The organism is Shewanella sp. 1311 (assembly GCF_059338235.1).
Genome location: NZ_CM181686.1, coordinates 3,237,075 through 3,261,724 on the forward strand (window position 1 = coordinate 3,237,075; position 24,650 = coordinate 3,261,724).

Here is a 24,650-nt window from a genome sequence, read left to right on the forward strand (position 1 = left end):
GATGAATATCTGGCGACTGATATTAACTGAACTTAAGGCCATTATTAGCGATAAAGCGATCGCAGTGACCTTGTTTGGTGGCGTGCTGTTTTATTCGATTTTGTATCCTTTACCCTATTTAAACCAAGTGCCTACTGAGCAACAGCTGATCGTGGTAGATTTAGATCATTCCTCCCTAAGCCGCCAGTTGATCCGCCACGCCGACGCCAGTGCAAAAATCCAAGTCATAGGCCAAGTCGGTTCGATTACCGAGGCGAAGCGTTTTATTGAGACGCGCAAGGCCCACGGCTTACTGGTGATCCCAGAAGGTTTCCGCCGCGACTTAATGCTGGGTAAGGGAGTGACGTTAAGTTATGGCGGCGATGCCAGTTATTTCCTGATTTACTCCGCGGTTGTTGAAGGCTTAGTGAGCGCGGGTATGGACGCGGGTAAGCAAGTGCAATTGATTGGCATGTTGGCCCAAGGCACAAATCCTAAACAGGCTGAGCAGAGTGTCAACTCGATTCACCTCAATAGCGTGCCCGCCTTTAACCCAAGCCTAGGTTATACGCCCTATGTAGTACCTGGACTATTTTTGCTGATCTTGCATCAAACCTTGCTCATAGGCACAGGCATTTTAGGGGCAGGGCAATGGCGCCAGAAAGGCTATTGGCAGCAGGTCTCGCCCGTACAACTTTTATGTGGGCGAATACTCGCCTTCATGTTGATTTATCTCTTCTTTACCAGCTTTTACGTCGGCTATTGTTATCACTGGTATCACGTCAGCATTCAAGCGAGTCTGGGTGTTGTCGCGTTATGGTTGTTGCCTTTTTTATTGGCTACCGCCGCTGCTGGGGTCGCCATGAGCACCTTGTTTACCCGCCGAGATCTACCGACCCAAGTATTGTTGTTGATTTCAATGCCGATTCTATTCGTGTCAGGTTTTGTCTGGCCGATAGCGCTCATTCCTGAACCACTGGTTTTAGGTTCGCAGTTTATCCCTGCTGTTCCCGCAATTATGGGCATGTTAGAACTCAATCAAATGGGCGCAAGTTGGGCGAGTGTGATGCCAAAATGGCTACAACTCTGGGGCTTATTTGCCGTCTTTTTTGGCTTAGCGATCTTGGGTATTAAACGCAGAGCGAGATTGTTGGCTGAAGTGGGTTAGTATTTTCTGGCTCATCAATTAAACATTATTATCTCAGATACTTAATGGCGGCATGCATCCCATATGCGGGCCTTCAGGTTTAAAAATTAATATCTCATCACGCTTTCAAAATCGCGTTAGTCCCCCATCGTTACCTCTTTTATTCAGTTAACTTAATGCTCTCATCGCGCAGATAGCCAGCAAAGTGCCCTTGTTGGGTTGTCTTCTTGCGGGTTTTGGGGGAGAATGCGCGCCGAAAAAATGGCCGAGGTACTCAGTATCTCGGTTATTTTTATTTAGAGAGTATGCGTTTTAAAACAATTGAGGCCGGTAAACATCCGGAAATGATATGAGGTTCGGCTGAACCTATTTTAATGAGGACAAATCAATGGGGCTGTTGTGCACCGAATTTTCGGTCATTGCCGTAAATCAAGTTGTTGAGTTAGCCATTAAGCCTAAAGTGCTGATGGTGAGTCACATGCCAGAACCAATTGCAGATGCATGGTTAGCTGTTCACCCCTGTGCAGTGGGGGCGTGCTCATGAGTCAACACAAACCGGGTTTGAAGCAGACCCTCAATTTATGGCAAGTGGTAGTGATGGGGCTCGCCTATCTCACGCCTATGGCTGTTTTTGACACCTTTGGTATTGTTTCTGAGATTACTTCTGGCCATGTGGCTACGTCTTATCTATTCGCGCTGGCGGGAATTTTGTTTACCGCGTTCAGTTATGGCCACTTAGTGCGTAAATATCCCTATGCGGGGTCAGCCTACACTTACGCCCAGAAAACTTTTAGTCCGAATGTCGGTTTTATGGTGGGTTGGTCGTCGCTACTTGATTATATGTTTATGCCAATGATCAACATGTTGCTGGCAAAAATCTATTTAACTGCCATGTTCCCCACTGTCGAACCTTGGATCTTCATTTTTGCACTCGTGACCATAATGACCCTGCTCAATCTTAAAGGGATTGATCTGGTGGCTAACTTTAATGGGGTGATAGTGTTTGTGCAAATCGCCATTATCCTCGTGTTTATTGCATTAATGGCCTATAGCATTTCCCTTGGTGAAGGCGAAGGTGTGATTGCAAGCGTGCGACCATTTTATGCCGATAATATGGCGATTGTGCCGTTATTTACTGGCGCCACTATTCTGTGTTTTTCCTTCCTCGGCTTTGACGGTTTGAGTTCGCTGACCGAAGAAACGAAGGATGCGCAGCGTGTTATTCCTCGGGCGATTGTGTTGACCGCCTTAATTGGTGGGGTGATTTTTGTCGGCGTGTCTTATTTTCTTCAACTTTATTTCCCCGATATTTCCCGCTTCCAGGAGCTTGATGCGGTATTGCCCGAAATAGCACTCTACGTTGGAGGAAACCTATTCCAGTCCATCGTATTAGTGGCGACTACAGTGGCGGTGTTGGCATCCGGTATGGCTGCCCATGCTGGGGTTGCACGGATTTTGTATGTGATGGGGCGGGACAACATGCTGCCACGTAAAGGGTTTGCTTATATCCACCCTAAGTGGCGCACCCCTGCATTTAATGTTTTGTTGGTGGGGGCATTGGCGCTGTCTGCCGTATCATTTGATTTGGAAATGGCCTTAGCCTTAGTTAATTTTGGCGCCTTAGTGGCATTCACCTTCGTGAACTTAGCCGTCATTGTGCAGTTTTATGTGAGGGAGCGACGTAATCAATCCTTTAAGGATCACCTGCAATACTTAGTCTTGCCCCTGTGTGGCGCTGGCACTATTGGGGTACTTTGGGCGAACTTAGAGCCACAGTCTTTAGAGTTGGGATTAATTTGGGCTGCCGTGGGAGCCTTATATTTAACCCTGCGTAGCATACGTTTACGCCGAATTGTAGAGTTACAAAATTAGTTGAAACAACTCATGGCGCTGCTATTGCTCAGAGTTTATTGCGGTTTGATTGAACTGTCATAGTTTCCTAATAAAACGTCCAATTGAAAAGACCCGCATTCGCGGGTCTTTTCAGTTTGCTTAATCGAGTTTTAAAGCGATGGTACTGTGAAACCTAAGTCATCAGTGACCACATTTTTAGGGGTTGTGACTTTCACCGATACACTGGCGTTGGCCGATGCTGTAAATTTCAGCGGCGAACCTAGACTGCCTTTCGCATAAACAGTATTGGGCACTTCGAAGGTTTTAGGCGCTCCAGCACAATCGACGCAAAGTTCGATACTAGTCGTAGCAGGCATGATTTGATTCGCACTGTCGTGGACAAATACTACAAACTCAGAACTAGCACCAACGGCCACAGGTTTGATGTCATTCACACTCGGCAATAACACACCGTCTTGCATCACACTGATATAAGCCTGTGAGCCTGACATACTCATCACTAAGGCTTTGCGGATATAGGTTTTATTGGCTTGGTCTTTACCACAGAGTGTGCTTTCGCATTGTGGACCGTTAAATTTACCATCGGCAAAACTATATTCTTTTGCTTGAGTATTCCAAAATGGTTCGGCTGAATTCCTAATGCCATCTTCATTGTCATCCCTAAACGCATCACCTAGATCACTAAAACCACTAGGAAGATAGGCTTCGATGTCCATACCATTACCGGTGCATTTTTTTGCAACGCCTGAATTCGTTAAACAAGCCAAGTCAGTCACAGGCGTGCCATTGATGTCTTTACTGATATCGGCATCATCAAAGATGTTATTGCCATTGGTATCGAAGAAGGTTTCGTGACCTAAGGCATAAGCGAGAATAGTGATGCGGTGATCGGGTACGCGTGCCGTTTGTGAAGTCCAAACAACGCTACAAGTCCCATTTTTAGTTAAACATGGAGAGGTTATGCCACCACCTTCTGTCGTGAAGTTGACAGCAGTATCATCGGGTGCTGGATTGCCAAAACTATCGGAGGCTCGAATGGTGATCGTTGCGGTTTCACCATTAAAGTCACCCGCTTCTGGATTGAATACTGTCGTTGATAGACTAAACCCAAGCTGTTGCGGCAAGCCGGTATTGACTGTTAGTTGCTCTGACTGGCTAGTGATGACTTCGCTCGTATCAGCGTCAACGGCAGTAGCGACTACGCGTACTGGTGTCGGTACTGTGCCGGATAATACGCGCACACTGGTGATACCTTGGATATTAGTCAGGCCTTCCGCGTGAGCAGTGCCATTAGCAAAACTTAAACCGCCAACCACAGTGTCTAAGGTAAAGCTAACCTTTTGTTGCTCAGTGGGTTTTCCATTAGCGCTGGTGACTTTGAAGCTGACTAAAGAGGATTCGCTTGCACCTGTGCCACCCGCACCTTTGATGCGAATTTGTGCCGGCTCTGCCGACTCAAAACTTAAGCTGGCAAGTGTTTGGCGTTGCAGTGTGAACGGGAAATTCGCCGTTAGCGTCTGATTGCCGGCCACTGTCGTGGCGATGATTTGGTCGCTACGTTCACTGTTGCCACTGCAACTGGTGTCTTGGAAGGTTGAGCTCGCATTACCCGATAAGGTCGTAACTGGGGTATCGAGTGTCGCACTATTACTGCTGGTGCAATCTGAGCTAAAGCTGATGGAAGAGGGTGTTTGGACTCGGGTAATAGTACCGTCATTGGCCTCTAAGACTAAACTTGCGGTCACCCCAAAGCTACCACCTGCGCTAATCTTATATGCGCCATTGGCATCGGCCGTTAAGGTACTCACCAGTTTGCCTTCAGTAAAGACAGCGCCATTGAATGAGCCGAGTTTCAGCGTGCCTTCTTGATTGACCGCATCTTTACTCAAGACTTCATACAGACTGCTGGTTTGCAACGATTGACCTTGATAGTCCACTGTTACTGTGAGGGAGTTTGCCCCTAATTCAGTTGCACTTGGCGTATAGGTCACCTGCGCAATACCATTGGTTTTGGTCAAAGTACTTGCAGGGTTGAGTACTGCAGAGCCGGCGCTGAACGTCACTTTCGCGCCTTCGATGCCGTTGCTTTCGCTATCGAGCAATATAGCTTGCAGTTGCACCGGCTCATCGACTTTAAAGCTCGTTACTAAGGCGGAGTTGTTTAAAATACTGGCGCTGAGTTTAGGTGCTGCAGGAGAAGTACCATCGCTAGCACTTAAAAACTCAAACTCGCGCGTAGCTGTTAGCGCAGTTGTGGAATCTTTTGGGGTTGTCGTTGCAGTAATTGTCCCTGCATTGACAAGTAAATCAGGATTACTAACGACAATAATGGCTTCACCGTTATTGTTTGTTAGTTTGCTACTAGGTGTTAATACACCAAGGTCAGTCGTAAAGTCGACTTTCTGATAGCTCACTGTAGCGGAGCCTTTCTTTAACTTCGCGACTGCGCAAAAACCTGTGTCTTTAGGGAAACTATGGAGTGAAGTCAAACTGCCGCATTCAGAACCCGATAAGGTTTTAAAGTCGATAGACAGTTTATAGATACCGTCAATGGCATCTGTGCCACCGTTATCTTCGTCCGCAGGGCCGTTACAGGCCCCGAGTCCAAATAGTCCAATAAAAAGCAAAGCTAGGCTACATAACGTTTTGCTAAGTCGCATAAGCAACATCCTTGTGGGGCTGAAGTTAATTAGTCTTGGATTTCGCTGCGTAGATATTTAAACAGCTCTTTAGATGATTTTGATTCTGGACCTTTGGCCAGTTCCTTGGTGGCTTGACGCACCAAAGTACGCAGTTTTTGTCTGTCTAATTGCGGATAATGCTCGACTAAGGTTTGAATTTCATCATCACCTTGGGTGAGTAAGCGTTCACGCATTTTTTCGAACATCTGCAACTTCGCAGTTTCGTTGTTGTTTTTATTCAACACGATAGCGAGTGAAGCCTTGATAGGCTCAATATCAAAATTACGCATCAATTTGCCGATATACTGCATGTGGCGACGATACGCCTCAGTATTAACCTTGATTTTGCGTGTTTGCAGGATAGCGTCGTACAAAAACTCATCCAGCTCGATTTTATCTAGCTGAGTCTTGCTCAGTGAAACAAGCTCCATACCGACTTTTTGCACGGCTTCACTGTCACGCTTGTCCGTTGTTTTGCTGCTGACATAATCTTCATCTATGTCGTAGGGCTGTTTAAAATGTTCTGAATCACCAACAATCTTCATATAGATAAAACCTCAAGTAATTTACTGGCTAATAATAACATCTCCAGCCAAAAATCGCCTAGGTGAATGTGCTTATACCCAAGCTACCTGAAGATACGAGTTTCAGAGCGCCTAGGGTGCTTCAATTCAAGGCGCATCAATGACAGAATGTCGGCCACCTTTTGAATTGATGCAACACGGAAGTGGAGTGCCCTAGGCGCTCCGTCCCGGCGGCTGATGTTAACCACGGGGTAACGCACTTTATGCTGTGTTGGTTATTTTTAACTTAGCCCGCTAGGTCTGCAAATAACCGCCTTGCCTAAAGTGCGTTAAACTCCCGCTGAATCCTGCATCTTCAGGTTGTTTGGGTATAGGATACGCTCTCAAGCCTAAGTCGGCCGCGAATAATTAATGTGAATGGGATTTGTGTTTGTTATGCTACGGCAATTGCCGACAACGAAAGAGTAGCTTTGTGTCTTTGAACAGAATCGATAGTGAATTGGGCGCGCTGAAAGATGCGGTGGCCGTGGCGCTGGAATATGCCAACAAATTAGGAACGAATGCTGCCGAAGTGGCAATCAGTAAACAACAAGGTTTGTCGGTTTCTACCCGTTTAAAAGAAGTTGAAACCGTTGAATTTAATAAAGATGGTGCCTTAGGGATTACGGTTTACCGCGATGGTTGCAAGGGCAGTTCATCAACGTCGGATTTAAGTCCAGAGGCCATCGCCTTAGCGGTGAAAGCGGCCGACGATATCGCCCGTTATACTTCTCCGGATCCATTCAGTGGTCTTGCCGATAAAGCCTTGATGGCAACTCAGATCCGCGATCTTCAGCTGTATTATCCAGAAGATATTTCCCCCGATGAGTTAGCCCAACTGGCGATCCGCGCCGAAACTGCGGCACTCGATGCCGATCCGCGCATTAATAATTCCGACGGCGCTAGTGCCAATGCCCACACTGCGGTTAAAGTGTATGGCAACAGCCACGGTTTCTTAAACGGGTATTGCAGCTCGCGTTATAGCTTAAGTTGCAGCGTGATCGGTGAAGATAGCGAAGGCAATATGCAACGGGATTACGATTACACTATCGCCCGTAAATTCAGCGAGATGCTTGCGCCTGAAACCGTAGGTTTAAAAACAGCCGAGAAGACAGTCAGCCGCCTTGGTGCGCGTAAGATTGCGACAACGCGTTTACCTATTTTATTAGCGCCAGATATCGCCACAGGGTTAATCGGCCACTTCATCGGTGCGATCAGCGGTGGCAGTTTATACCGTAAATCCAGTTTCTTATTGGATTCGATCAACACCCAAATCTTCCCCGATTGGTTCAATATCGAAGAACAGCCGCATTTACTGGGCGCACTGGCGAGCGCGAACTACGACAGCGAAGGCGTGTCGACTCAAGATAGACGTATTATCGACCGCGGCATGTTAGAAACCTATTTGCTGACCAGTTACTCGGCGCGCAAGTTAGGCTTAACCAACACGGGTCATGCGGGCGGTATCTATAACTGGACGCTCGGCCACACAGGCCAAACCTTCGACGAATTGGTAAAAGACATGGGCACAGGTTTGATTGTGACCGAAGTCATGGGCCAAGGCGTGAACATGGTAACGGGCGATTATTCCCGTGGTGCGGCGGGTTTCTACGTTGAAAATGGTGAGGTCCAATATCCAGTGGAAGAAATCACTATCGCAGGTAACTTGAAAGAGATGTTCCGTGGCGTGCAAGCCGTGAGTAAGGATTTTGATCTGCGCTCATCGATTCGTACCGGCGGTATCTTGTTATCTGAAATGAAGATTGCGGGTAACTAATCCATAGTCTCACTCGTTCAGCCGTGCTGCATAGCGCTTAAGTCGTCTCAGCGTTTTAGTGCCAGTGCTTTAGCGTCAGTAGCATGAATGTGGTTTGAGCATAAAAAAGGGCAAGCGATTAATCACTTAATCTGCTTGCCCTTTTTGTTTAACGCGCCGATTAGGGCTATTCGCCCTAATCAGCGGTATTGTTACAAATCCATGTCGTTAAAAATCAGTCGCTAAAACGCATAGCTTGCGCTGAGTTCGAACGAGCGGCCTGCACCGGCAATCTGCTTAAAGCCATTGGTATTATCGGCCTTAAATTCCGCCACACTCACACCGCCTAGCGGTAGCTCATAGTAGCTGTCGAATAGGTTATTCACCGCGAAGGTGACAGTCAGATCCTGCCATTTCATGCTGCTGTTTAAGTTAAGCAAGGAGTAGCTATCGGTTTCATTTTCAAGGCGGCGGTCATCCACGCGATCTTTGGTCGCAACCCATTGCCATGAAAGACTGTTTTCCCAGTTACCGAGTTGATGTTGCAGTGCCAGCTCGGTTTGCAGCGGCTTGATTTGATATAAAGGCTCATTGCCTTCATCTCGCTCACCACGGGTCACATTCACTTTGCCTAACACTTGCCATTTACCTGTGCTGGTTTCGGCAAACTGATAGAGCGCATTAAAACGTGCACCATAGAGATTGGCATCTAAGTTAGTGAATTGAAGAATATTGCGTTTTCCATCAGCTGAGCTAGTGCGATTGAAGCTACCAATCACTTCGGCATCGATATAGTCAGTCACAGTTGTGTACCAAGCTGTGGTCGAGACTTGCCAGCTATCACCGTTATATTTGTAGGCTGCGCTCAGGGTGTGGGCAGTTTCTGGCTTTAGATCTGGATTACCCACATAACCATTACCATCGCCATACCAACCTATCATAGTGGTTGCCATAGTGCCGCGACCCCAGCTGTAACGCTCGTACAGATTGGGGGCTCGATTCTTGCGGGCAAGGCCAAACTCAAGTTGTTGATTGGCCGATAACTGATAGCGAGCCAGTAAGGTGGCGTCAATCAGATCATCATTACGCTCTCTGTCCATCTCGTTAAAGGCCTGCGCCGCAGCGGCATCCATATTCGGCATGCCCATCATTGGCATGTCACTATAAGCTTGGACTTCACCAGTATTGGTGGTGACATACTCAAAGCGAACACCCGCCGATAACCACCAGCTAGGGCTCAAATCTTGCTGCCATTCGCCATAAACGGCGGCGCGGCGGCGTTCACCATCGTTGATGTTAATGTAGTCATTCGGCGCCATCATAGTGCCTGGCACTGCAGGCCACACATCGTCGAGCTGGTAGCTATAGAATTCTTGGCCGACCAGTAAGGTGCTGTCATCGCCCATTGGCAAGCGCCAGTGCAGTTGATAGCTGTAGTCGTCACCTTCAGTGTTCATCGGCATCTTGCCGGTTTTTTCTGGGGTGAAAAAGCCCATCTCGTGCTTCACGCCGTGCCAATTGAATTGGGCGCTGAACTCACCGTCATCGTCGAGTTTAAGTTGATAACGGGCGAGGGCACCGTAACTCTTGTTATCTGTCATATCCATGTATTGGTTAGCAAAACCTTGAAATGGAATATTCTGATGGGTCAGTTTGATGGCGACTTGTTGAGTCTCATCGCGCCATGCGGCGGTCAATGCATGGTTTTGTGCGCGGTACAGGGTATCGATGACTTTATCGCCATTGCCATCTTTATAGCTGTTGGCATCTTCATAGGCGCCTTGATAGCTTAGGCTGATATTTTTGCTGGCAACTGTGGCATTGGTGCCCAGTAGCAAGGTATCACTCACGCTGCGGTATCCCGTTGAGATATCGCCGCTATTCCACTTGATGCTATCGCTTTCGCCAAATTTAGGATTAAGGCTGCTGACTTTGATCACACCCGCGATATTGTCGCCACCCGCGCTGACTGGCGATACACCCGCAATCACTTCGGCTGTGGTGACTTGATTGGCGGAAATATAGGACAGCGGTGGATTCATTTGATTGGCGCAGGAAGCGGTAATGTCCGCACCATCAACTAACACTTTGATGCGATCGCCCATCATGCCATTGAGGATAGGCAGGGCCGATACGCCACCCGCTTCGGAGAAATCTACTCCTTGTCCTTTCAGCAGGTTTTCAGCCGAACCTAGCGTGTTGCGGTTTTCGGTCTGTTGGCCGTGGACTTCTAAGCGTTCAATATTGGCTAATTCGCTGTCATCGGCCATTGCCTGTGGCGCTAGCGATAAGCCCATGGCGATTGCGAGGGATGAGGAAATTACTGAAGTTTTAAACGGGTGAGATAAATACGCAGAATTTGCAGCCATCTTATTGTCTTCCATTCACTTGGATTAATTGCGCTGCATTATAAAGAGCATCTCAGTGTGGCAGGTGCGGCATATTGTCGCAGAGGGCAACAAAGCGGGTTAAAAACAGAATTGAGCTTGAGCAGAAGGTAAATTCCTCGCACTTGAATCACTTAGGCCATGATTTTCTTTGACTCTTTAAACATTGTGCTCATCAATCATCAATCATCAATCATCGATAAGCACATCAATGGAATCCTGCTTTATCGGCCGTTAGAGGAGGCGTGAGTTTTTAAGACTTGAGCTAACCAAAATACTTGCTATACAGCCGCTGAGTTTCGCCTTGGGAATCCATGGCAGCGAGTGCTTTGGCAAACTGGAAGGCTTTAGAATCAGGCGCTAACACTGTGGGATTATTATCTGGGCTGATGGGGTTTTCGGCGTGATAGTTAGGGTTGTGTCTACCGCGGAAGTGACGGCTTTTTTTCGAGAAGCCGAGGTACATTTCCTGCGCAGATTGGCAGCAGTTATAGTGGAGTTTGAACTTAGTTGGGTTGCGATCCTTTAGGTAATAATGCAGTGTGGTTTGATCGTAGATGAAAAAATCCCCTTGGTTTGAAAGCAAATAATCCAAGGCTTTAGACACATTGAGTTCAGGCGGTTTACGTACTTGTATTTTGTCGGGCAGGCCGCCAAAGTCGTAACTGCCAGGGGCGATTAAGAGGGTCATCTTGTTGTTGACCAACTGCTCAATCGAGCGAATATCGGCGGCGCCCGCACGGCTAATGCCTATGGCGCGTTGTGAAAGTCCATTAGGGATAAAGTGCGCGTATTTAGCCCGATCTTCGGTGAAGTTAAGCCCGGGATAAAAGTCGATATTGCCGAGTTTGAGATCCCGCAAAATGCGTAATTTAGGGGCGCGCACTATATTGAGTTTGCAGCCAATCTTGTCCGCCGCCGCTTGGTAAAGGTCGTGATAAAATCCCGTATTATTGTGTTCGTCTCCGATAAAAGGTAAGCGTTCGCTGGTGCGATACCCCATAGTAATCACGCAGGCGTCGGAACTGGAAAAGGCATTGGCGAGCGGGGCTTGGAGTGTCATCAGCAAGAGCAGTGCGCCGAGCCAAGGTTGAGCGACTAAGGTGGATTTCAAATTGATCTCCTTATCTGTCGATTACAAAGTGTAACCTGAGTGCCAATAAAGGTTATGGCAAAGTCCGTAAACTAAATCTTAAAATTCATTAACTAAATCTTATTGATTATTAAGCTAATATATTATTTTTGTTTGAATAATCTATCATACTTTCCTACTAGTCAACGCCATTTTTTATGTTGGAGTGCACAAACTCTGTACATCTGATTTGATTGCGTTATAGTTTGCGCTGTTAGGCTATGGGCTTAACTTTCATTAAGCAGTGAGGCATCAAATGACTAAGCAAAAACCGCAAAATATGACCTTAGAACACGAAAGTGGTCGAGGCACCATTACCGACAACGCACTTAAAGCGTTAGTGACGAGCCCTTTATTTAGGACCCGTACCGAGAAAGCGAAAAAGGGCAAAGGGTCATACGACCGTAATGCACAAAACCGAAAGGGGCATCAGCACAAGGGCGATGTCCCTTTTGACTTTCTACGTCTGAGCTTTTGTTAATCTGTTGCTTTCCCTGCTTTAGCCCACTTGCTTTAATCCCTCGCTAATCCTGCCAATTCACGCTCTTCCGCCTGCCTTTACGCCAATCTTTACGTTTAAATCAGCCTTATCATTGATACTCCTTGTTGGAGGTTAATTGTACTTTCGCCCTGAGCGAGTATGGTGAATGCTTAGAGGGTTTTAGCGAAGGAGATGCGCATGGCACAGCAATATCGAATCGAACACGACACTATGGGTGAGGTACAAGTCCCCGCAGACTGTTATTGGGGGGCGCAAACCGAGCGTTCGCGGCAGCACTTTCGTATCGGTGTCGAAGCGTCAATGCCGATTGAAGTGATCCATGCATTTGGTTATCTCAAAAAGGCCGCCGCCATCACCAATCAACAACTTGGCACTGTGACTCAAGCTAAAGCCCAACTGATTGCCCAAGTGTGCGATGAGCTGATAGCAGGCGAACTCGATACGCAATTTCCCTTGGTGATTTGGCAAACGGGCTCGGGCACGCAAACCAATATGAACGTCAATGAAGTGATCGCCTATCGCGGCCATGTGCTCTCTGGCGGGCAACTCACGGATACGGTTAAATGTTTGCATCCTAATGATGATGTTAACCGCTCGCAATCTTCCAACGATACTTTCCCTACCGCCATGCACATTGCTGCCTATCGTCAAGCCGTAGAGCTGGTTTTGCCCTGCATGACGTCACTACAGCAGAGCTTGCAGCACAAGGCCGAGGAGTTTGCGCACCTAGTTAAAATCGGCCGCACGCATTTTATGGATGCGACACCGTTAACCTTAGGCCAAGAGTTTTCGGGTTACGCCGCGCAGTTAAGTCATGCCCTCGAAGGCATTGAGCACAGTCTTAAGCGGGTGGCCGAGTTAGCCTTAGGTGCGACTGCCGTGGGCACTGGGCTGAATACGCATAAGGATTACGCCGTTAAGGTGGCGGACAATATCGCAAAGCTCACAGGCTTGCCCTTAGTGACGGCGCCGAATAAGTTTGCCGCCCTTGCTGCCCACGATGAATTAGTCGCCCTGTCGGCGGCCTATAAAGTCGCGGCGGTAAGTTTAATGAAGATCGCAAATGATATTAGGATGTTAGGTTCTGGACCGCGCTGCGGCATCGCTGAGTTATTCCTGCCTGAAAATGAACCGGGTTCCTCCATCATGCCGGGAAAAGTCAACCCGACTCAGGTCGAGGCCATGACTATGGTGTGCGCGCAAATCATGGGCAATGATGTTGCCGTCGGCATTGGTGGCAGTAATGGTCAGTTTGAGCTCAATGTGTTTAAGCCGATGATTATCGCCAATGTGCTGCAATCGGGGCGCTTATTGGGGGATGCTTGTCAGTCGTTTAACGATCACTGCGTGGTCGGCATAGTGGCAAATGAACCGCAAATTGCTCTTCATGTGGAAAACTCACTCATGCTAGTGACGGCGCTGAATCAACATATCGGTTATGAAAAGGCCGCTAAAATAGCTAAAAAAGCCCATAGCGAGCACAAGACACTGCGCCAAGCGGCATTAGAACTTGAGTTGGTGACAGCAGAAGAGTTCGAGCTTTGGGTCGATGCCAATAAGATGTTAGGGCCAGATGCTTAATTCATAACGTCTCAGACTAGCCGTTGATAAATGAGCGAAAGAAATAGTGAGGTGAAACAGTGGGGTAAGGAAGCTGAAGCATTCGCCGTGTTAATGCTGACGAAATGATAAAAAACAAAAAGCGAACCAGAGGTTCGCTTTTTGAGTCATAGCCTGTCCTGTATCAGAATGGCTTAGTCTTGGGTGTCTGCGTCTACCACTTCAGCCCACAGATCGTGTTCGTCTGAATGGGTGATGCGGGCACGCACTAACATGCCTGGTTCCAACTCAGTTTCACCATTGATAAACACCATACCGTCGATTTCTGGTGCATCGGCGAAGCTGCGGCCAATGGCGCCTTCTTCGTCTACATCGTCAATCAGAATATCTAAGGTACGGCCAACGAAACGGGCTAAACGCTCGGCGCTGATCTCGGCTTGGACTTCCATAAATCTGTGGTATCTGTCTTCTTTCACTTCTTCGCTGATAAGCTCGGCGATGGTGTTGGCGACAGCGCCATCCACTTCTGAATACTTAAAGCAACCTACGCGATCAAGGCGGGCTTCTTTTAAGAAATCGAGCAGGATTTGGAAATCCTCTTCGGTTTCACCTGGGAAGCCGACGATAAAGGTCGAGCGGATCACTAGATCGGGGCAGATTTCACGCCAGCGTTGAATCGCTTCTAACTGACGGTCAACACGGCCTGGGCGTTTCATCATCTTCAGGATACGTGGGCTAGCATGCTGCATTGGAATATCCAAATACGGCAGGATTAAACCTTCCGCCATTAGCGGGATCAAATCGTCAACCCATGGGTAGGGATAGATATAATGCAGACGCACCCAAGCGCCCATTTTACCCAGTTGGCGCGCTAGGCTAGTAATGTCTTGCTTGACTGGCATACCGTTCCAAAAATCGGTACGACCGCCTTTGTCTTTGCCGTAGGCCGAGGTGTCTTGGCTCACAACTAGAATTTCTTGTACGCCTGATTCCACTAAACGCTTAGCTTCATCTAAGATGCTGCCCGCTGGGCGGCTGTCGAGATCGCCACGTAGCGAAGGGATGATGCAGAAAGTACAACGGTTGTCGCAACCTTCTGAAATCTTTAAATAAGCGTAATGCTTAGGCGTTAACTTAACCCCAGTTTGTGGGATTAATGACGTGAAAGGGTTGTGTTCTGGCTTAGGCACATATTTGTGAACGTGCTTCAACACGGCTTCATAGCTGTGTGGGCCAGTGATTTCTAACACATCTGGATGTACTTCGCGGATTTGGTTTTCTTTGGCGCCAAGGCAGCCAGTTACGATCACTTTGCCGTTTTCTTCTAAGGCTTCACGCACAGCGTCCAGAGATTCTTCAACCGCAGCATCGATAAAGCCGCAGGTGTTGACGATAACCAGATCGGCATTGGCGTAGCTGTTAGTCACTTCGTAGCCGTCGATGCGTAACTGAGTCAGAATACGCTCTGAATCCACGAGGTTTTTTGGGCAGCCCAAAGACACAAAACCGATGCGATTCCCAGTGGTAACAGCATTAGTGCTTGCTGCTTCTAATGTTTTTACTGGGATATCAAGCGTGGTCGTTTGCTTGGGTTTAAAAGTTTCAACTGTCATGGTTTCTCGCTGAGGTTAGAGCAGCCTTAAAAAAGATGGCGGATTATACCTGAAGTGGTTAAAAGGTACAGTAGCTTTGGCTGAAAAGTGTACAACTGGGGCGCTGAATATGCCAGTTAACCCTAAGGCCTATTTTGGGTGTGGGTATAGAGATATCCGCTAGAGATCCGCAGTCAACCCATAGGGATAAAAAGAGCTAAATATTTTTCAGAAAAATTAACCCTTTTTAAAATCCGCCGCGTTTATAGGGAGCAAGAGACAGTTTGTTGATGCTGTTACATATTGGCACAGGTATTGGCACTTTTTACTGATAGCCTAAGCGCTAAATAAGCGACACAGTCGTGTTAGCCGTCTCGTTTGAATATGCGTTCTATTTGAAGTGGTTTAGCTATAAGCACATTATTTTGGAGTAAGTTATGAAAAATTCTCTTTTAGCGGTATTGGTAGCGGGTGGTCTTTTTTCTAGTACGTTTATGGCGCCAGCAGTACTCGCCGCTGAGGTCGATTTCCCCCACATTGAAACCATGGGTGTGAGCCAAATCCAAGTCGAGCCCGATATGGCGGATGTGAATGTGGAAGTGGCCGTGACCGAAAAAACCGCTAAAGCCGCCAAGGATAATTCCGATGCCGCCGTGGCTAAGTTTATCGCCCGTCTCACCGCAGCGGGTGTGACTAAAGACCAGATCCAGAGCGCGAATTTAAATCTTCAACCGCAATACGTGTATGTGCAGGATAAGGCACCAGAGCTGACGGGTTACACCGCCAGTCGCCAAATTACCGTGACGGTAACAGACTTAAGCCGCTTAAATGCTATTTTAGATTCAGCCTTGGAAGAGGGCATGAATCGGGTGAACAACATCGCCCTTAAATCGAGTAAAGAAGCGGAATATGTCGCCAAGGCACGCCAAGCCGCGATTGTGGATGCCAAACAAAAAGCCGAGTCTTTGGCTAAAGGTTTTGGGGAGAACCTAGGTAAGATCTGGCAGATCCGTTATTACGATCAACGCCCCGTGCAACCTGTCATGTTACGCATGAGCGCCAAAGCCGATGCCATGGGCGCCGCCGAGAGCTATCAGTACGGCCAAGTGAGCATAGAAGATAGAGTCGAAGTGATTTATAAACTGAAGTAAATCAATTATCAGCTTGTGACTATGGATGAAGCTCCAATAGGGATTCATCCATTTTTATTTTTCTGCCTCGCACCAACGTTTCATTTTTTTTGTCATCGGCCCTTTATTGTTTATATTCCAGATTTTATTAACATGATGAACAGTAAAAACTGGCAAATTTAAACATTTATCCTCACACTAGTAAGGTGATGTTAAGGAGGCCGTTTATGGATTTCCCCGCTCGAATAAAGCAGCAAACATGCATGGATTGCTTAAGTGGTAAGTCATTAGGATTTGAAATTCGCATGGCATTTCAACCTATCATTCATTGGCCCAGCCTTGAGATTAGCGGTTATGAAGCCCTTGTTAGAGGTCCCGAAGGTGAAGGGGCCGCGTGGGTGTTTGCGCGAATTAACGATAGCAACAAATACTATTTTGATCAGGCTTGTCGGGTTAAAGCGATAGAAACCGCTTCAAAGTTGGGACTCGATAAGATGCTCAGTATCAACTTTCTGCCCAATGCTGTGTATAACCCTGAAACCTGTATCCGCGCGACGATTGAAGCCGCCGACATGTATGGGTTTGATATCCACAAAATTATGTTCGAAGTGACAGAGGGTGAGCAAATTGTCGATCGGGCGAAATTAGTCCGTATCTTCGAGAGTTATGCTAAGCGTGGTTTTATCACGGCAATTGATGATTTTGGCAGTGGTTTTGCTGATTTAAGTTGGTTAGATGCCCTGCGTCCCCAAGTGCTAAAACTCGATATGACTTTGATCCGTGATATCGATGTCGATAAAGAAAAACAGCTGGCGGTGGATGAAATACTGCGTATTTGTCTAGAACTTAATACAAGAGTCTTGGCCGAAGGCGTTGAGAGCGAAGCCGAACTGAATTATCTCGCTGGAATCGGGATTGAGTATTTTCAGGGTTATTACTTTGCTAAACCTAAGCTCGAACATTTAAGTACCTATGAAGAGCTGAGCTTTCATGCACCATAGCCGCGCTCGTTCGACGTCTTAAACTATCTGGTTATTCTTCTGCTTTGTGTGTTTACCATCGAATCTAAAATGGCGATATCGACACATCTGGCTAAGCTTATTCTGACTCAAACAAAGGAGGTGTTATGAAACAGTTTACAGCTTTAACCCTATTCGCATCCTGTTCCCTGCTGCTTGCTAGCCAAGTATTTGCCCACGGTGAAATCGGTGAACCCTCAGATGGCGCCAAGGGAATGGCCGGTGCCATGGGCACCATAGAATTTAAACCCTCAGATTGGCAAGAGAACAAACAGAGCTGGTGGAAGGACAGTGATGGTGTTGCGCCCGGTGTTGCCGGTTGCCATGTCGGTACCGATGCACAAGGTGTGCCTAATGGCAGAATGTTTGGTGAGGCGTGTTTGCCCGATGGCTTGTTAGTCGAATCCAATCCTGGCAAAGATGTGATACATGGTCACAGTGACGACTTAGGTCATCCTGATACCTTTGACTGTAATGCTTGGTGTGTTGGCGAAGGTAAAACTGCAGGTATGTGTGAAGTGGCCGCCGCGCCGCCGCGCCGCCTTGCGAGCAATCCGCGAGATGCGCCTGCAAGTAGTTAATTGCGAGTGTGAGCTCGATGTGTGTTGTGAGTTCACTGCGATTTCATTTCTTTTGCTAAGATGTTCTTCTATCTGCGATTATCGCGCTTAGCGACTCCTATTTCATATCCTTATTGGACACTCTTGTCTGACGCTCAGGTTGAGCTTTTTTATGTTCGCGCTACGAACTCGAATTGAATCCTTGAGTGTACAATTGGCCGCTTTTGCTTTAGGAGTACTGAGCTGTGGGGCAATTGTTTGTTTCTGATATCGGCTAACTGATATATCATGCGCCACCTAAAATTGCCCTTGTTACCTATTCGCTACTATGTCTTCCAACGCGCTCTATACAGATTTATCCGGCTATTACGATTTAATGTGTTCTGATATTAACTACCAGCAACAGAGTGCGAGCATTCATCGTCTGCATCAGTTCCTTGGTAATAACGGTAAACAACACCTTGATTTAGCTTGTGGTACGGGTCCGCATGTGCGGCATTTTATCGATCTTGGTTATCAATGCAGTGGCCTCGATATCAATCAGCCTATGCTCGACATGGCCATGCGCCGTTGTCCCGAAGCCCAGTTTAACCTGCAAGATATGACAGCTTTTTATTTAGAAGAGCGCGTCGACTTGATTACCTGTTTTTTATATTCCATCCATTACAGTGCTTGTATCGAACGACTTAAAAGTTGTATCGCCAGTGTGCACAGTGCGCTCAATGACGGCGGATTGTTTTGTTTTAACACGGTCGATAAACACAGAATCGATAACACTGCCTCGGTTAAGCATTTTGCCGAGTTTGATGGTAGCCATTTCGCCTTTGAATCCGGCTGGCATTACAGTGGTCAAGGCGAGAAACAGTCCTTAAAGTTGAGTATTGCCAAAAGTAGTCTGCCGTTTACTGAGGTGTCAGCCTCGCCTTTACCAGTCTCTGACATGAAAGATTTAGGCTCGCTGGAAGCGGGGTTACACGCCGCAGGTTTACAGGAAGTTGGCTTACAAGAACTACACAGCATTGAGCAATGGCAAGATCAACATGCCATGGTCGCGACTAGCTTCACTGAACTGCAGGAACTGTTAGCCCCCTATTTTGAAGTGCATGTTTTCGAACATGATTATGAAAGAATCGTCCCGTGGGATTTAGCATCCGGCAACGCGCTGTTTGTCTGCGTGAAGATTTAACCTTGGGTTGAAGGTGTGACAACTTTCTTTACTTCCATCAGTCTTCTTTTGCATATTTAGACTGTTGATAGTTTCTTTATAAAATCAAAACCAAAGTCAAAATCAAGGTCGTGGGGCTTCACCCCACACCCGACAAAAAGGGGAAAAATGCCTGTTCCCCTTTTGGAAATCCCCCGGCGAACAACGTCCATGTCTAACTGCCAGTTCGCCATCCCTGGCTCTCGTTCGTAACGCTGCTAGGCTGCACTCACCCTAGCGAAGTTACATGCATTGATTAGTGGCTTCGTGCTTATTCGAAAATAGCTAACGCTTCCGATGGCTCCGCTTTACATCCATGTAAAGCCTCCAGTTCGGTAGTCCCTGCCTCTCGCTCATAAGCGCGAAAATCACCGATTTTCATTCGCCCCTTTCCCCGAAAGCTACGCAGACGTCCTGTCTGCGTCACGCGCCATTCTTTCAATAAAGAGTCTTCAACGCCCTTCAGCAACTTCGCAGGGGATGGTGAACTTCTGTGATCTCGGCGTTTGCTGTTAATCCCTAAAGATTTGTGCCTGTCCTATCTTTCACGTGACCAAAATAGCAAAGCGTTTACTCCCTTAATTCCCTCTGCCATACCCGATCTTTTTTATAAAGCGTCGCAATGCCTCTTCGCAACGTCGAAGGGCGATTCATTGGGTTTAAGTAAGGTTTGTTAGCCCTTAAAAACAAAATGAGTCTTGGGTGCTCTGTCTTTTCAATTCTCTTTTCATACTTTTGTGATGATGGTTGGCGGCTGATTTCGTGCTTCAATGTACGGTAAAGCGAACGCTATTATTGATGGAATGACTGGCAGTATGGAGAGTTGATATGAAGCAACTAGCAGAAAACCTGTGGATTTTTGATGGTGAAGCCGTACCATTTTTTACCTTGCCCTATACCACTCGGATGACAGTGATCCGTTTGAATAATGGTGCTTTGTGGGTACATAGCCCAATCAAACTCACCTCTGAACTTCAGGCACTGGTCGAAGCGTTAGGCGAAGTTCGTTATCTTATTGCGCCTAACCACTTGCACCACCTATTTTTAAAGGACTGGCAGCAACGTTATCCGCAGGCCCAAAGTTTTGGCACTGCAGAAGTTCAAACAAAGCGGCCAGATCTTCATTTTGACGGGCTGTTCACCGCTCAATTTCATGCCATGTGGGCGACTGATATTGACCAAATATTATTTACGGGCTCTCATTTCATGCAGGAATGTGTGTTCCTTCATAAAGCATCGCGTACTTTGATTGTGACGGATCTTATCGAAAACTTTTCACCTGAATCTTTTAATGCCTTACAGCGATTATTGGCTCGCGGAGCGGGAATACTCGCTCCAAACGGTAAAATGCCCTTAGATTGGCGCTTAAGTTTTATGTTTGCTAAGACACAAGCGCGCAGTCATATTGATAAAATATTAGCTTGGGAGCCAAAAGCCATCATCATGGCCCATGGTCTTATTATCGAGAATGATGCAACGGCATTTTTGGAAAAATCATTTTCTTGGGTAAATAGGGAAGGATAATATTATTTTTGCCTCAATATCATTTTAGCGTTTAAACCGCTATACATTATCAGCGAATAAAAGGCGGACACTTTATAGTTGAATTCGGGAGTTAACTATCTGCAATATCATTTAAAATTAACCAGTGCGACATGAATGATGACTAATTTGTGAGATGTTGTAGGTTGATGGGATGTAGCTGGTTTGTGAATATATTCCTTATCTATGAAATAGTTACAATGCAATAGGCAATAAATACATTCGCCAGAGTGAGTGCAACTTACAGCTATTAATATATAAGTGATTTTAGCTGTTATTTTAGACGGTTTTTCTTCATTTTAAATTATCTTAGTTAAGGTATGGCATTGATAGTAATGTTTTTTATTAACTTTCTTAAATCTATTTAGCTTGAGTTCGGTAAGTCTGGCATTACTTTTGTAATGTACTTAGCGTATTTAAATAATTAACTAGGAGTACATTATGAAAAATACCATTCTTACTTTGGCCGCCATTATTTCTTTAGCCTCTGTTAGTGTTTACTCTCATGCAGAGAACATGAAAAATAATGATGTCGCAGAAAATGGCATTTATGTTGGTGCTAACTATGGTTATTTAAAAGTTGATGGTAAAGATGACTTCGATGACAATAGCGATGTTATTCAAGGGCTTGTTGGTTATCGCTTTAACCAATATTTAGCTATCGAAGGCGGATACGTCAACTTCGGTGATTATGGCAATAGCCTTTCTAATGCAGAAACAGATGGTTATACCGCTGCGCTAAAAGTTTCATATCCCATTGTCGATCGCGTTGAGTTGTACGCTAAAGGTGGGCAACTATGGTATTCCACAGATTATGATGTGTTAGGTTTTTCTGGAAATAAAGATGATGAAGGTGTGTTCGCCGGTGCCGGTGTCGCATTTAAAGTCACAGATCGATTCTTAATTAATGCCGAGTACACTTGGTATGATGCAGGAATTACCGTTGAGAATGTTAGCAACGGTGCAGATACTGATACAGACTTTAAACAAGCCAGTTTAGGTGTTGAATATCGATTCTAATTATTCGTTTTTGATATTTATAATTTAAAAATTGATTATCTAGGTGTGACACGCTAAGTGTCACACCTTTTTTATATTACTAATAAGCCCCTCCGAGTTTTTATTTTTTAAATCAAAGTCAAAATCAACGTCGTGGGGCTTCACCCCACACCCGACCAAAAGGGAAAAAACGACTTAAATAAGGCCGGACTAAATAAGGCGACTAAATTGACCTGGACTAAATAATGACTAAATAAGGCCACCCAAGATAAAACAAGAACATAATGCACTTTCTGTTGGCATTTAAGTGACAAAAAGTCACTTAGCCGTTAAAAGGCTAGCGAAGTAGGGTTACAAAGGATGATGACTGACTAAATTGACCTATTTGGCTGAAAAAACGATATTTTTAGTAAAAAAAGCCCAACCCATTGCCTCGTTGGAGGTCTTGAAGGAACGAGCAATGAAACAGGCTTGAAATCAGCCAGCGTTAAGGTACCGGCAGCATTTAGCAAAGTGCCGTCGTCGCTTCTCTAAATGCTCGCAGTAATCGGTCAGTTCTTGCAGCGTCCCCACTGGACCATGAAATATCTTGCCAAACTCTGTGGTCAGTTTTAACCAATTTTCATGGGATATATTTAATCTTGTCAGTAAGTTGGCGCTATTTTCACTTATTGCACCACGCTTGTCGTTGCGGATGATCCGCCCTGTATCCTCAACTAACTCAAGATAATCCTTGAGTGTAAACGCGATTCCATTAGGTTGGTTATCGCGTTCATTACCAATGAAAGGCAGTAGATTGCTAGGCTGATCACCTTTCAATGCTGCCCGAATGCGTAGCTGAATGCTGGTATGGTCTGATTGTTCTGGCGTGTCAGCCATTTTGGCTCTGATGGGATTCAAATCAACATAGGTCATACAGGCTAAAACAGCAGCTTCATCAAGAAGAGCCTGTGACTTAAAGCGGCCTTCCCAGAAACGACCACTACAGTTATCCTCTTGATTTGCTTGTCTTGCTATCGGTTCGTTTAAGCAACGCATGAACCAACTGATATCACATAAACGGCTACGGTAAATTGCTATGGCATGCTTTAGCCTGAGGACTTGGTGAGGTTCAATCAACTCACCTTTAGCGAATTTTTGCGTTAATTCATCGCCTTTGAATAGCTTATGCCACTGCTCAAGCACTTCGCGATCAGTCCAACGATTAGCACGGTCGATATCCACCCGTAACACCACATGCAAATGATTCGACATCACCGTAAAGGCCGCTACATCAATAGCAAAAACCGCCTCAAGTTCAAATAGTAGCGATTCTACCCAGGCGCGGCGATGGTCATAGTTTTTCCCCGAGTAACTATCATCGCCGCATAAAAATGCACGCCGAACAACGCGACTACAACAGTGATAGAAGGGCGTGTCTTCAACACTAATCTGAGTTCTGCGAGGGCGCGGCATACAAACCTCCTTGTTCAATGCTTAGCCTAAGCATAGTCGGAGGTTAACTACCGCGCCATTAACGATGGATGTCCATTTAGTTACTTTTGTTCGCTGACTCGATTTAGGAAACAAAGCCTTGCCTTGACTCACTGGGAGCGTCCATATATGGCCTGATTCATTTTTTACTGCTTCAAAATTAAGTGTTCGATGGAATTAGACCAGAACAAGAAAATATTTTTACCAAAATTAAACAATAAATTATCAAAGCCATGCTTTGTGCTCACTAAAATAACAAAATAAAGGTGTATTTATCAATATAAAAACTAAAGTATAGATATATGTGGTTTTTTGTTGCGTATGGGGTTTTTGTGTGAATAATAGGTTTTTCATATGGATTTAAATGGAATTTTAATTGATGAAGTCAATATCAATACCTATTTTTGTATCTGCTTTTAGTGCAGTTTCTTTTTTTAGTCAGGCAGAGCCAGCGAGAAATGTATATAATTTAATTTGTACAAGTGATAGCTGTAATGCAATGGGTGCCGTTTCAAAATATATCACAGGTAATAAACAGGTTTTTAGGGCAGCAGATACATTTTACATATATGATTCCAATGTTGTGGTGGACTCAATTACATACTCTGATTATCTTAGTTATCTAAAAAAGACTAATCACTTACCTCCAGTTGTAATGCAAAAAGATGCTGCGCTTGATTGTCGATTTGACACTGACAATAATTGTAATGATTGGAAAGACAGTAGTGATGCAACTTCAATAGTTAATTATCTTCAAAACTATACATTTAAGAGTCAACCAATGTCAAATATTGAGGTTGAAATAAGAACAGCTTTAAAGCAAATGACTAACTCTGTAATTGTCGGAGCTATAACAGCTGTTCAATTACATAAAGTTGGAGGTAAAATTACACAAGTAGTGTTGCTGCAAACTGGTAATAAAACATTGGGCTTAGTAGTAGCTGGCGGGATAACCGGTGGATTATCTACTGCAGCAGGCTACATAATGTCAGCACAGTCAATATTTAAAGTCGGTGACGTACTTGTCTTTAAAGGTGGGAAATTAATTTCAGTTATTCGAAATGGTGTAGAGATCCCTGCTGATAAGCTAACTCAAGCTAGTAATGGTGCAAGCGGTGGCGGGGTTGACAGCGGAGGAGGGGGGACTACTGGCGGTGGTGGGATTGTAGGTGGCGGTAGCAGCGGCGGTGGCGGTTTCGGAAGTGGTAGAGGTGCAATTAATGACAACCCAGTATTGAAAAGAAAAGAACAATAACTTTATAGTTAAGTTGTTGGGGTAATGTAATTACCCCAACAAAAATATTTACTCAACTTTTCTCAGTACCGAAAAATACAAAGCTATAAATCCAGAGATTAATGATAATACAAAAATATTTATATATAAGTTTCCAACAAAATCCCAAATAAACCATTTGTATAGTAAGTATATTAAAGAAAAGCTTATTGAGGTTTTTAGTATGCAAAAATTAACATCGATCTCATTATTGCAAATTCCGCATTTCCCTCTAAGTTTTAAAATACTTATTTTAACTCCGCAGTAAGGGCATTTTTTTATTTTCATGTTATCTAC

The 24,650-nt window shown here is 45.6% G+C and carries 19 protein-coding genes; 13 read left to right on the forward strand and 6 right to left on the reverse strand.

Annotated features, from left to right (window positions below):
• The first annotated feature begins 1 nt into the window (after position 1).
• The 3 genes from AC5YB3_RS14590 to AC5YB3_RS14600 all read left to right on the forward strand — a co-directional run bounded on the left by AC5YB3_RS14590 (position 2) and on the right by AC5YB3_RS14600 (position 2,998).
• On the forward strand, positions 2-1,147 hold the full coding sequence (locus AC5YB3_RS14590) for an ABC transporter permease (protein ID WP_427721595.1): 1,146 nt from the start codon (positions 2-4) through the stop codon (positions 1,145-1,147).
• Positions 1,148-1,514: 367 nt separating this feature from the next.
• Entirely contained in the window at positions 1,515-1,670 is a 156-nt protein-coding gene (locus tag AC5YB3_RS14595) for a hypothetical protein (RefSeq protein WP_494525589.1), read from the forward strand.
• Complete coding sequence (locus AC5YB3_RS14600; protein ID WP_494525590.1) at positions 1,667-2,998, forward strand: APC family permease; 1,332 nt, start codon at positions 1,667-1,669, stop codon at positions 2,996-2,998. Before AC5YB3_RS14595 ends, AC5YB3_RS14600 begins: the two co-directional genes overlap by 4 nt.
• Before the next feature lie 131 nt (positions 2,999-3,129).
• On the opposite strand, the gene AC5YB3_RS14605 is transcribed toward AC5YB3_RS14600, so the two are convergent.
• Both AC5YB3_RS14605 and yjgA read right to left on the reverse strand, forming a co-directional pair.
• A complete protein-coding gene (locus AC5YB3_RS14605) occupies positions 3,130-5,640 on the reverse strand; it encodes an Ig-like domain-containing protein (RefSeq protein WP_494525591.1) in 2,511 nt (836 codons plus the stop codon).
• A gap of 29 nt (positions 5,641-5,669) precedes the next feature.
• Positions 5,670-6,206, reverse strand: a complete 537-nt coding sequence (yjgA, locus tag AC5YB3_RS14610; RefSeq protein WP_011847919.1) for a ribosome biogenesis factor YjgA — start codon at positions 6,204-6,206, stop codon at positions 5,670-5,672.
• Positions 6,207-6,657: 451 nt separating this feature from the next.
• Between yjgA and pmbA the strand changes: the two genes are divergently transcribed.
• Positions 6,658-8,001 carry a metalloprotease PmbA gene (gene pmbA / locus AC5YB3_RS14615; protein ID WP_311999085.1) on the forward strand — a complete coding sequence of 448 codons (1,344 nt, stop codon included), beginning with the start codon at positions 6,658-6,660 and terminating at the stop codon, positions 7,999-8,001.
• A gap of 221 nt (positions 8,002-8,222) precedes the next feature.
• Here the strand turns inward: pmbA and AC5YB3_RS14620 are convergent, their stop codons facing one another.
• Together AC5YB3_RS14620 and AC5YB3_RS14625 are read right to left on the reverse strand one after the other, a co-directional pair.
• A complete protein-coding gene (locus tag AC5YB3_RS14620) occupies positions 8,223-10,349 on the reverse strand; it encodes a TonB-dependent receptor (RefSeq protein ID WP_494525592.1) in 2,127 nt (708 codons plus the stop codon).
• Between the two features lie 283 nt (positions 10,350-10,632).
• Positions 10,633-11,481, reverse strand: coding sequence for a substrate-binding periplasmic protein (locus AC5YB3_RS14625; RefSeq protein ID WP_494525593.1), 849 nt, complete (start codon positions 11,479-11,481; stop codon positions 10,633-10,635).
• A 274-nt stretch (positions 11,482-11,755) separates the two neighbouring features.
• Here AC5YB3_RS14625 and AC5YB3_RS14630 point away from each other — a divergent pair, with 274 nt between their 5' ends.
• Together AC5YB3_RS14630 and fumC are read left to right on the forward strand one after the other, a co-directional pair.
• Complete coding sequence (locus AC5YB3_RS14630; protein ID WP_494525594.1) at positions 11,756-11,980, forward strand: ribosome alternative rescue factor ArfA; 225 nt, start codon at positions 11,756-11,758, stop codon at positions 11,978-11,980.
• A gap of 198 nt (positions 11,981-12,178) precedes the next feature.
• A complete protein-coding gene (gene fumC, locus AC5YB3_RS14635) occupies positions 12,179-13,582 on the forward strand; it encodes a class II fumarate hydratase (protein WP_494525595.1) in 1,404 nt (467 codons plus the stop codon).
• A gap of 173 nt (positions 13,583-13,755) precedes the next feature.
• Here fumC and rimO read toward each other — a convergent pair whose 3' ends face one another.
• The gene (rimO, locus tag AC5YB3_RS14640; protein WP_006083234.1) at positions 13,756-15,174 is read right to left on the reverse strand and encodes a 30S ribosomal protein S12 methylthiotransferase RimO; all 1,419 of its coding nucleotides are present in this window, start codon (positions 15,172-15,174) and stop codon (positions 13,756-13,758) included.
• Positions 15,175-15,590: 416 nt separating this feature from the next.
• On the opposite strand from rimO, the gene AC5YB3_RS14645 reads away from it, so the two are divergent.
• The 6 genes from AC5YB3_RS14645 (at position 15,591) to AC5YB3_RS14670 (ending at position 21,628) form a co-directional block, all read left to right on the forward strand.
• On the forward strand, positions 15,591-16,304 hold the full coding sequence (locus AC5YB3_RS14645; protein WP_063884277.1) for an oxidative stress defense protein: 714 nt from the start codon (positions 15,591-15,593) through the stop codon (positions 16,302-16,304).
• Positions 16,305-16,510: 206 nt separating this feature from the next.
• Entirely contained in the window at positions 16,511-17,284 is a 774-nt protein-coding gene (locus tag AC5YB3_RS14650; RefSeq protein ID WP_494525596.1) for an EAL domain-containing protein, read from the forward strand.
• A gap of 125 nt (positions 17,285-17,409) precedes the next feature.
• Positions 17,410-17,883, forward strand: a complete 474-nt coding sequence (locus AC5YB3_RS14655; RefSeq protein WP_494525597.1) for a hypothetical protein — start codon at positions 17,410-17,412, stop codon at positions 17,881-17,883.
• A gap of 307 nt (positions 17,884-18,190) precedes the next feature.
• Positions 18,191-19,048 carry a class I SAM-dependent DNA methyltransferase gene (locus tag AC5YB3_RS14660; RefSeq protein ID WP_259529787.1) on the forward strand — a complete coding sequence of 286 codons (858 nt, stop codon included), beginning with the start codon at positions 18,191-18,193 and terminating at the stop codon, positions 19,046-19,048.
• A gap of 846 nt (positions 19,049-19,894) precedes the next feature.
• On the forward strand, positions 19,895-20,590 hold the full coding sequence (locus tag AC5YB3_RS14665; protein WP_259577045.1) for a DUF4336 domain-containing protein: 696 nt from the start codon (positions 19,895-19,897) through the stop codon (positions 20,588-20,590).
• Between the two features lie 459 nt (positions 20,591-21,049).
• Positions 21,050-21,628: a porin family protein gene (locus AC5YB3_RS14670; protein WP_012088141.1), complete on the forward strand. Its 579-nt coding sequence runs from the start codon at positions 21,050-21,052 to the stop codon at positions 21,626-21,628.
• 456 nt (positions 21,629-22,084) lie between these two features.
• Here the strand turns inward: AC5YB3_RS14670 and AC5YB3_RS14675 are convergent, their stop codons facing one another.
• Entirely contained in the window at positions 22,085-23,062 is a 978-nt protein-coding gene (locus AC5YB3_RS14675) for a transposase (protein ID WP_494525598.1), read from the reverse strand.
• Positions 23,063-23,459: 397 nt separating this feature from the next.
• Between AC5YB3_RS14675 and AC5YB3_RS14680 the strand changes: the two genes are divergently transcribed.
• A complete protein-coding gene (locus tag AC5YB3_RS14680) occupies positions 23,460-24,335 on the forward strand; it encodes a hypothetical protein (protein ID WP_494525599.1) in 876 nt (291 codons plus the stop codon).
• Positions 24,336-24,650 lie beyond the last annotated feature (315 nt).

What these genes read in the sequence shown, in the direction of transcription:
- AC5YB3_RS14680 (WP_494525599.1), top strand. Translation starts at nt 23,460, where the DNA reads ATGAAGTCAATATCAATACCTATTTTTGTATCTGCTTTTAGTGCAGTT.
- AC5YB3_RS14665 (WP_259577045.1), top strand. Translation starts at nt 19,895, where the DNA reads ATGAAGCAACTAGCAGAAAACCTGTGGATTTTTGATGGTGAAGCCGTA.
- AC5YB3_RS14620 (WP_494525592.1), bottom strand. Translation starts at nt 10,349, where the DNA reads ATGGCTGCAAATTCTGCGTATTTATCTCACCCGTTTAAAACTTCAGTA.
- AC5YB3_RS14605 (WP_494525591.1), bottom strand. Translation starts at nt 5,640, where the DNA reads ATGCGACTTAGCAAAACGTTATGTAGCCTAGCTTTGCTTTTTATTGGA.
- AC5YB3_RS14655 (WP_494525597.1), top strand. Translation starts at nt 17,410, where the DNA reads ATGAAACAGTTTACAGCTTTAACCCTATTCGCATCCTGTTCCCTGCTG.
- AC5YB3_RS14650 (WP_494525596.1), top strand. Translation starts at nt 16,511, where the DNA reads ATGGATTTCCCCGCTCGAATAAAGCAGCAAACATGCATGGATTGCTTA.
- rimO (WP_006083234.1), bottom strand. Translation starts at nt 15,174, where the DNA reads ATGACAGTTGAAACTTTTAAACCCAAGCAAACGACCACGCTTGATATC.
- fumC (WP_494525595.1), top strand. Translation starts at nt 12,179, where the DNA reads ATGGCACAGCAATATCGAATCGAACACGACACTATGGGTGAGGTACAA.
- AC5YB3_RS14600 (WP_494525590.1), top strand. Translation starts at nt 1,667, where the DNA reads ATGAGTCAACACAAACCGGGTTTGAAGCAGACCCTCAATTTATGGCAA.
- AC5YB3_RS14670 (WP_012088141.1), top strand. Translation starts at nt 21,050, where the DNA reads ATGAAAAATACCATTCTTACTTTGGCCGCCATTATTTCTTTAGCCTCT.
- AC5YB3_RS14590 (WP_427721595.1), top strand. Translation starts at nt 2, where the DNA reads ATGAATATCTGGCGACTGATATTAACTGAACTTAAGGCCATTATTAGC.
- AC5YB3_RS14595 (WP_494525589.1), top strand. Translation starts at nt 1,515, where the DNA reads ATGGGGCTGTTGTGCACCGAATTTTCGGTCATTGCCGTAAATCAAGTT.
- AC5YB3_RS14675 (WP_494525598.1), bottom strand. Translation starts at nt 23,062, where the DNA reads ATGCCGCGCCCTCGCAGAACTCAGATTAGTGTTGAAGACACGCCCTTC.
- AC5YB3_RS14630 (WP_494525594.1), top strand. Translation starts at nt 11,756, where the DNA reads ATGACTAAGCAAAAACCGCAAAATATGACCTTAGAACACGAAAGTGGT.
- AC5YB3_RS14660 (WP_259529787.1), top strand. Translation starts at nt 18,191, where the DNA reads ATGTCTTCCAACGCGCTCTATACAGATTTATCCGGCTATTACGATTTA.
- AC5YB3_RS14645 (WP_063884277.1), top strand. Translation starts at nt 15,591, where the DNA reads ATGAAAAATTCTCTTTTAGCGGTATTGGTAGCGGGTGGTCTTTTTTCT.
- yjgA (WP_011847919.1), bottom strand. Translation starts at nt 6,206, where the DNA reads ATGAAGATTGTTGGTGATTCAGAACATTTTAAACAGCCCTACGACATA.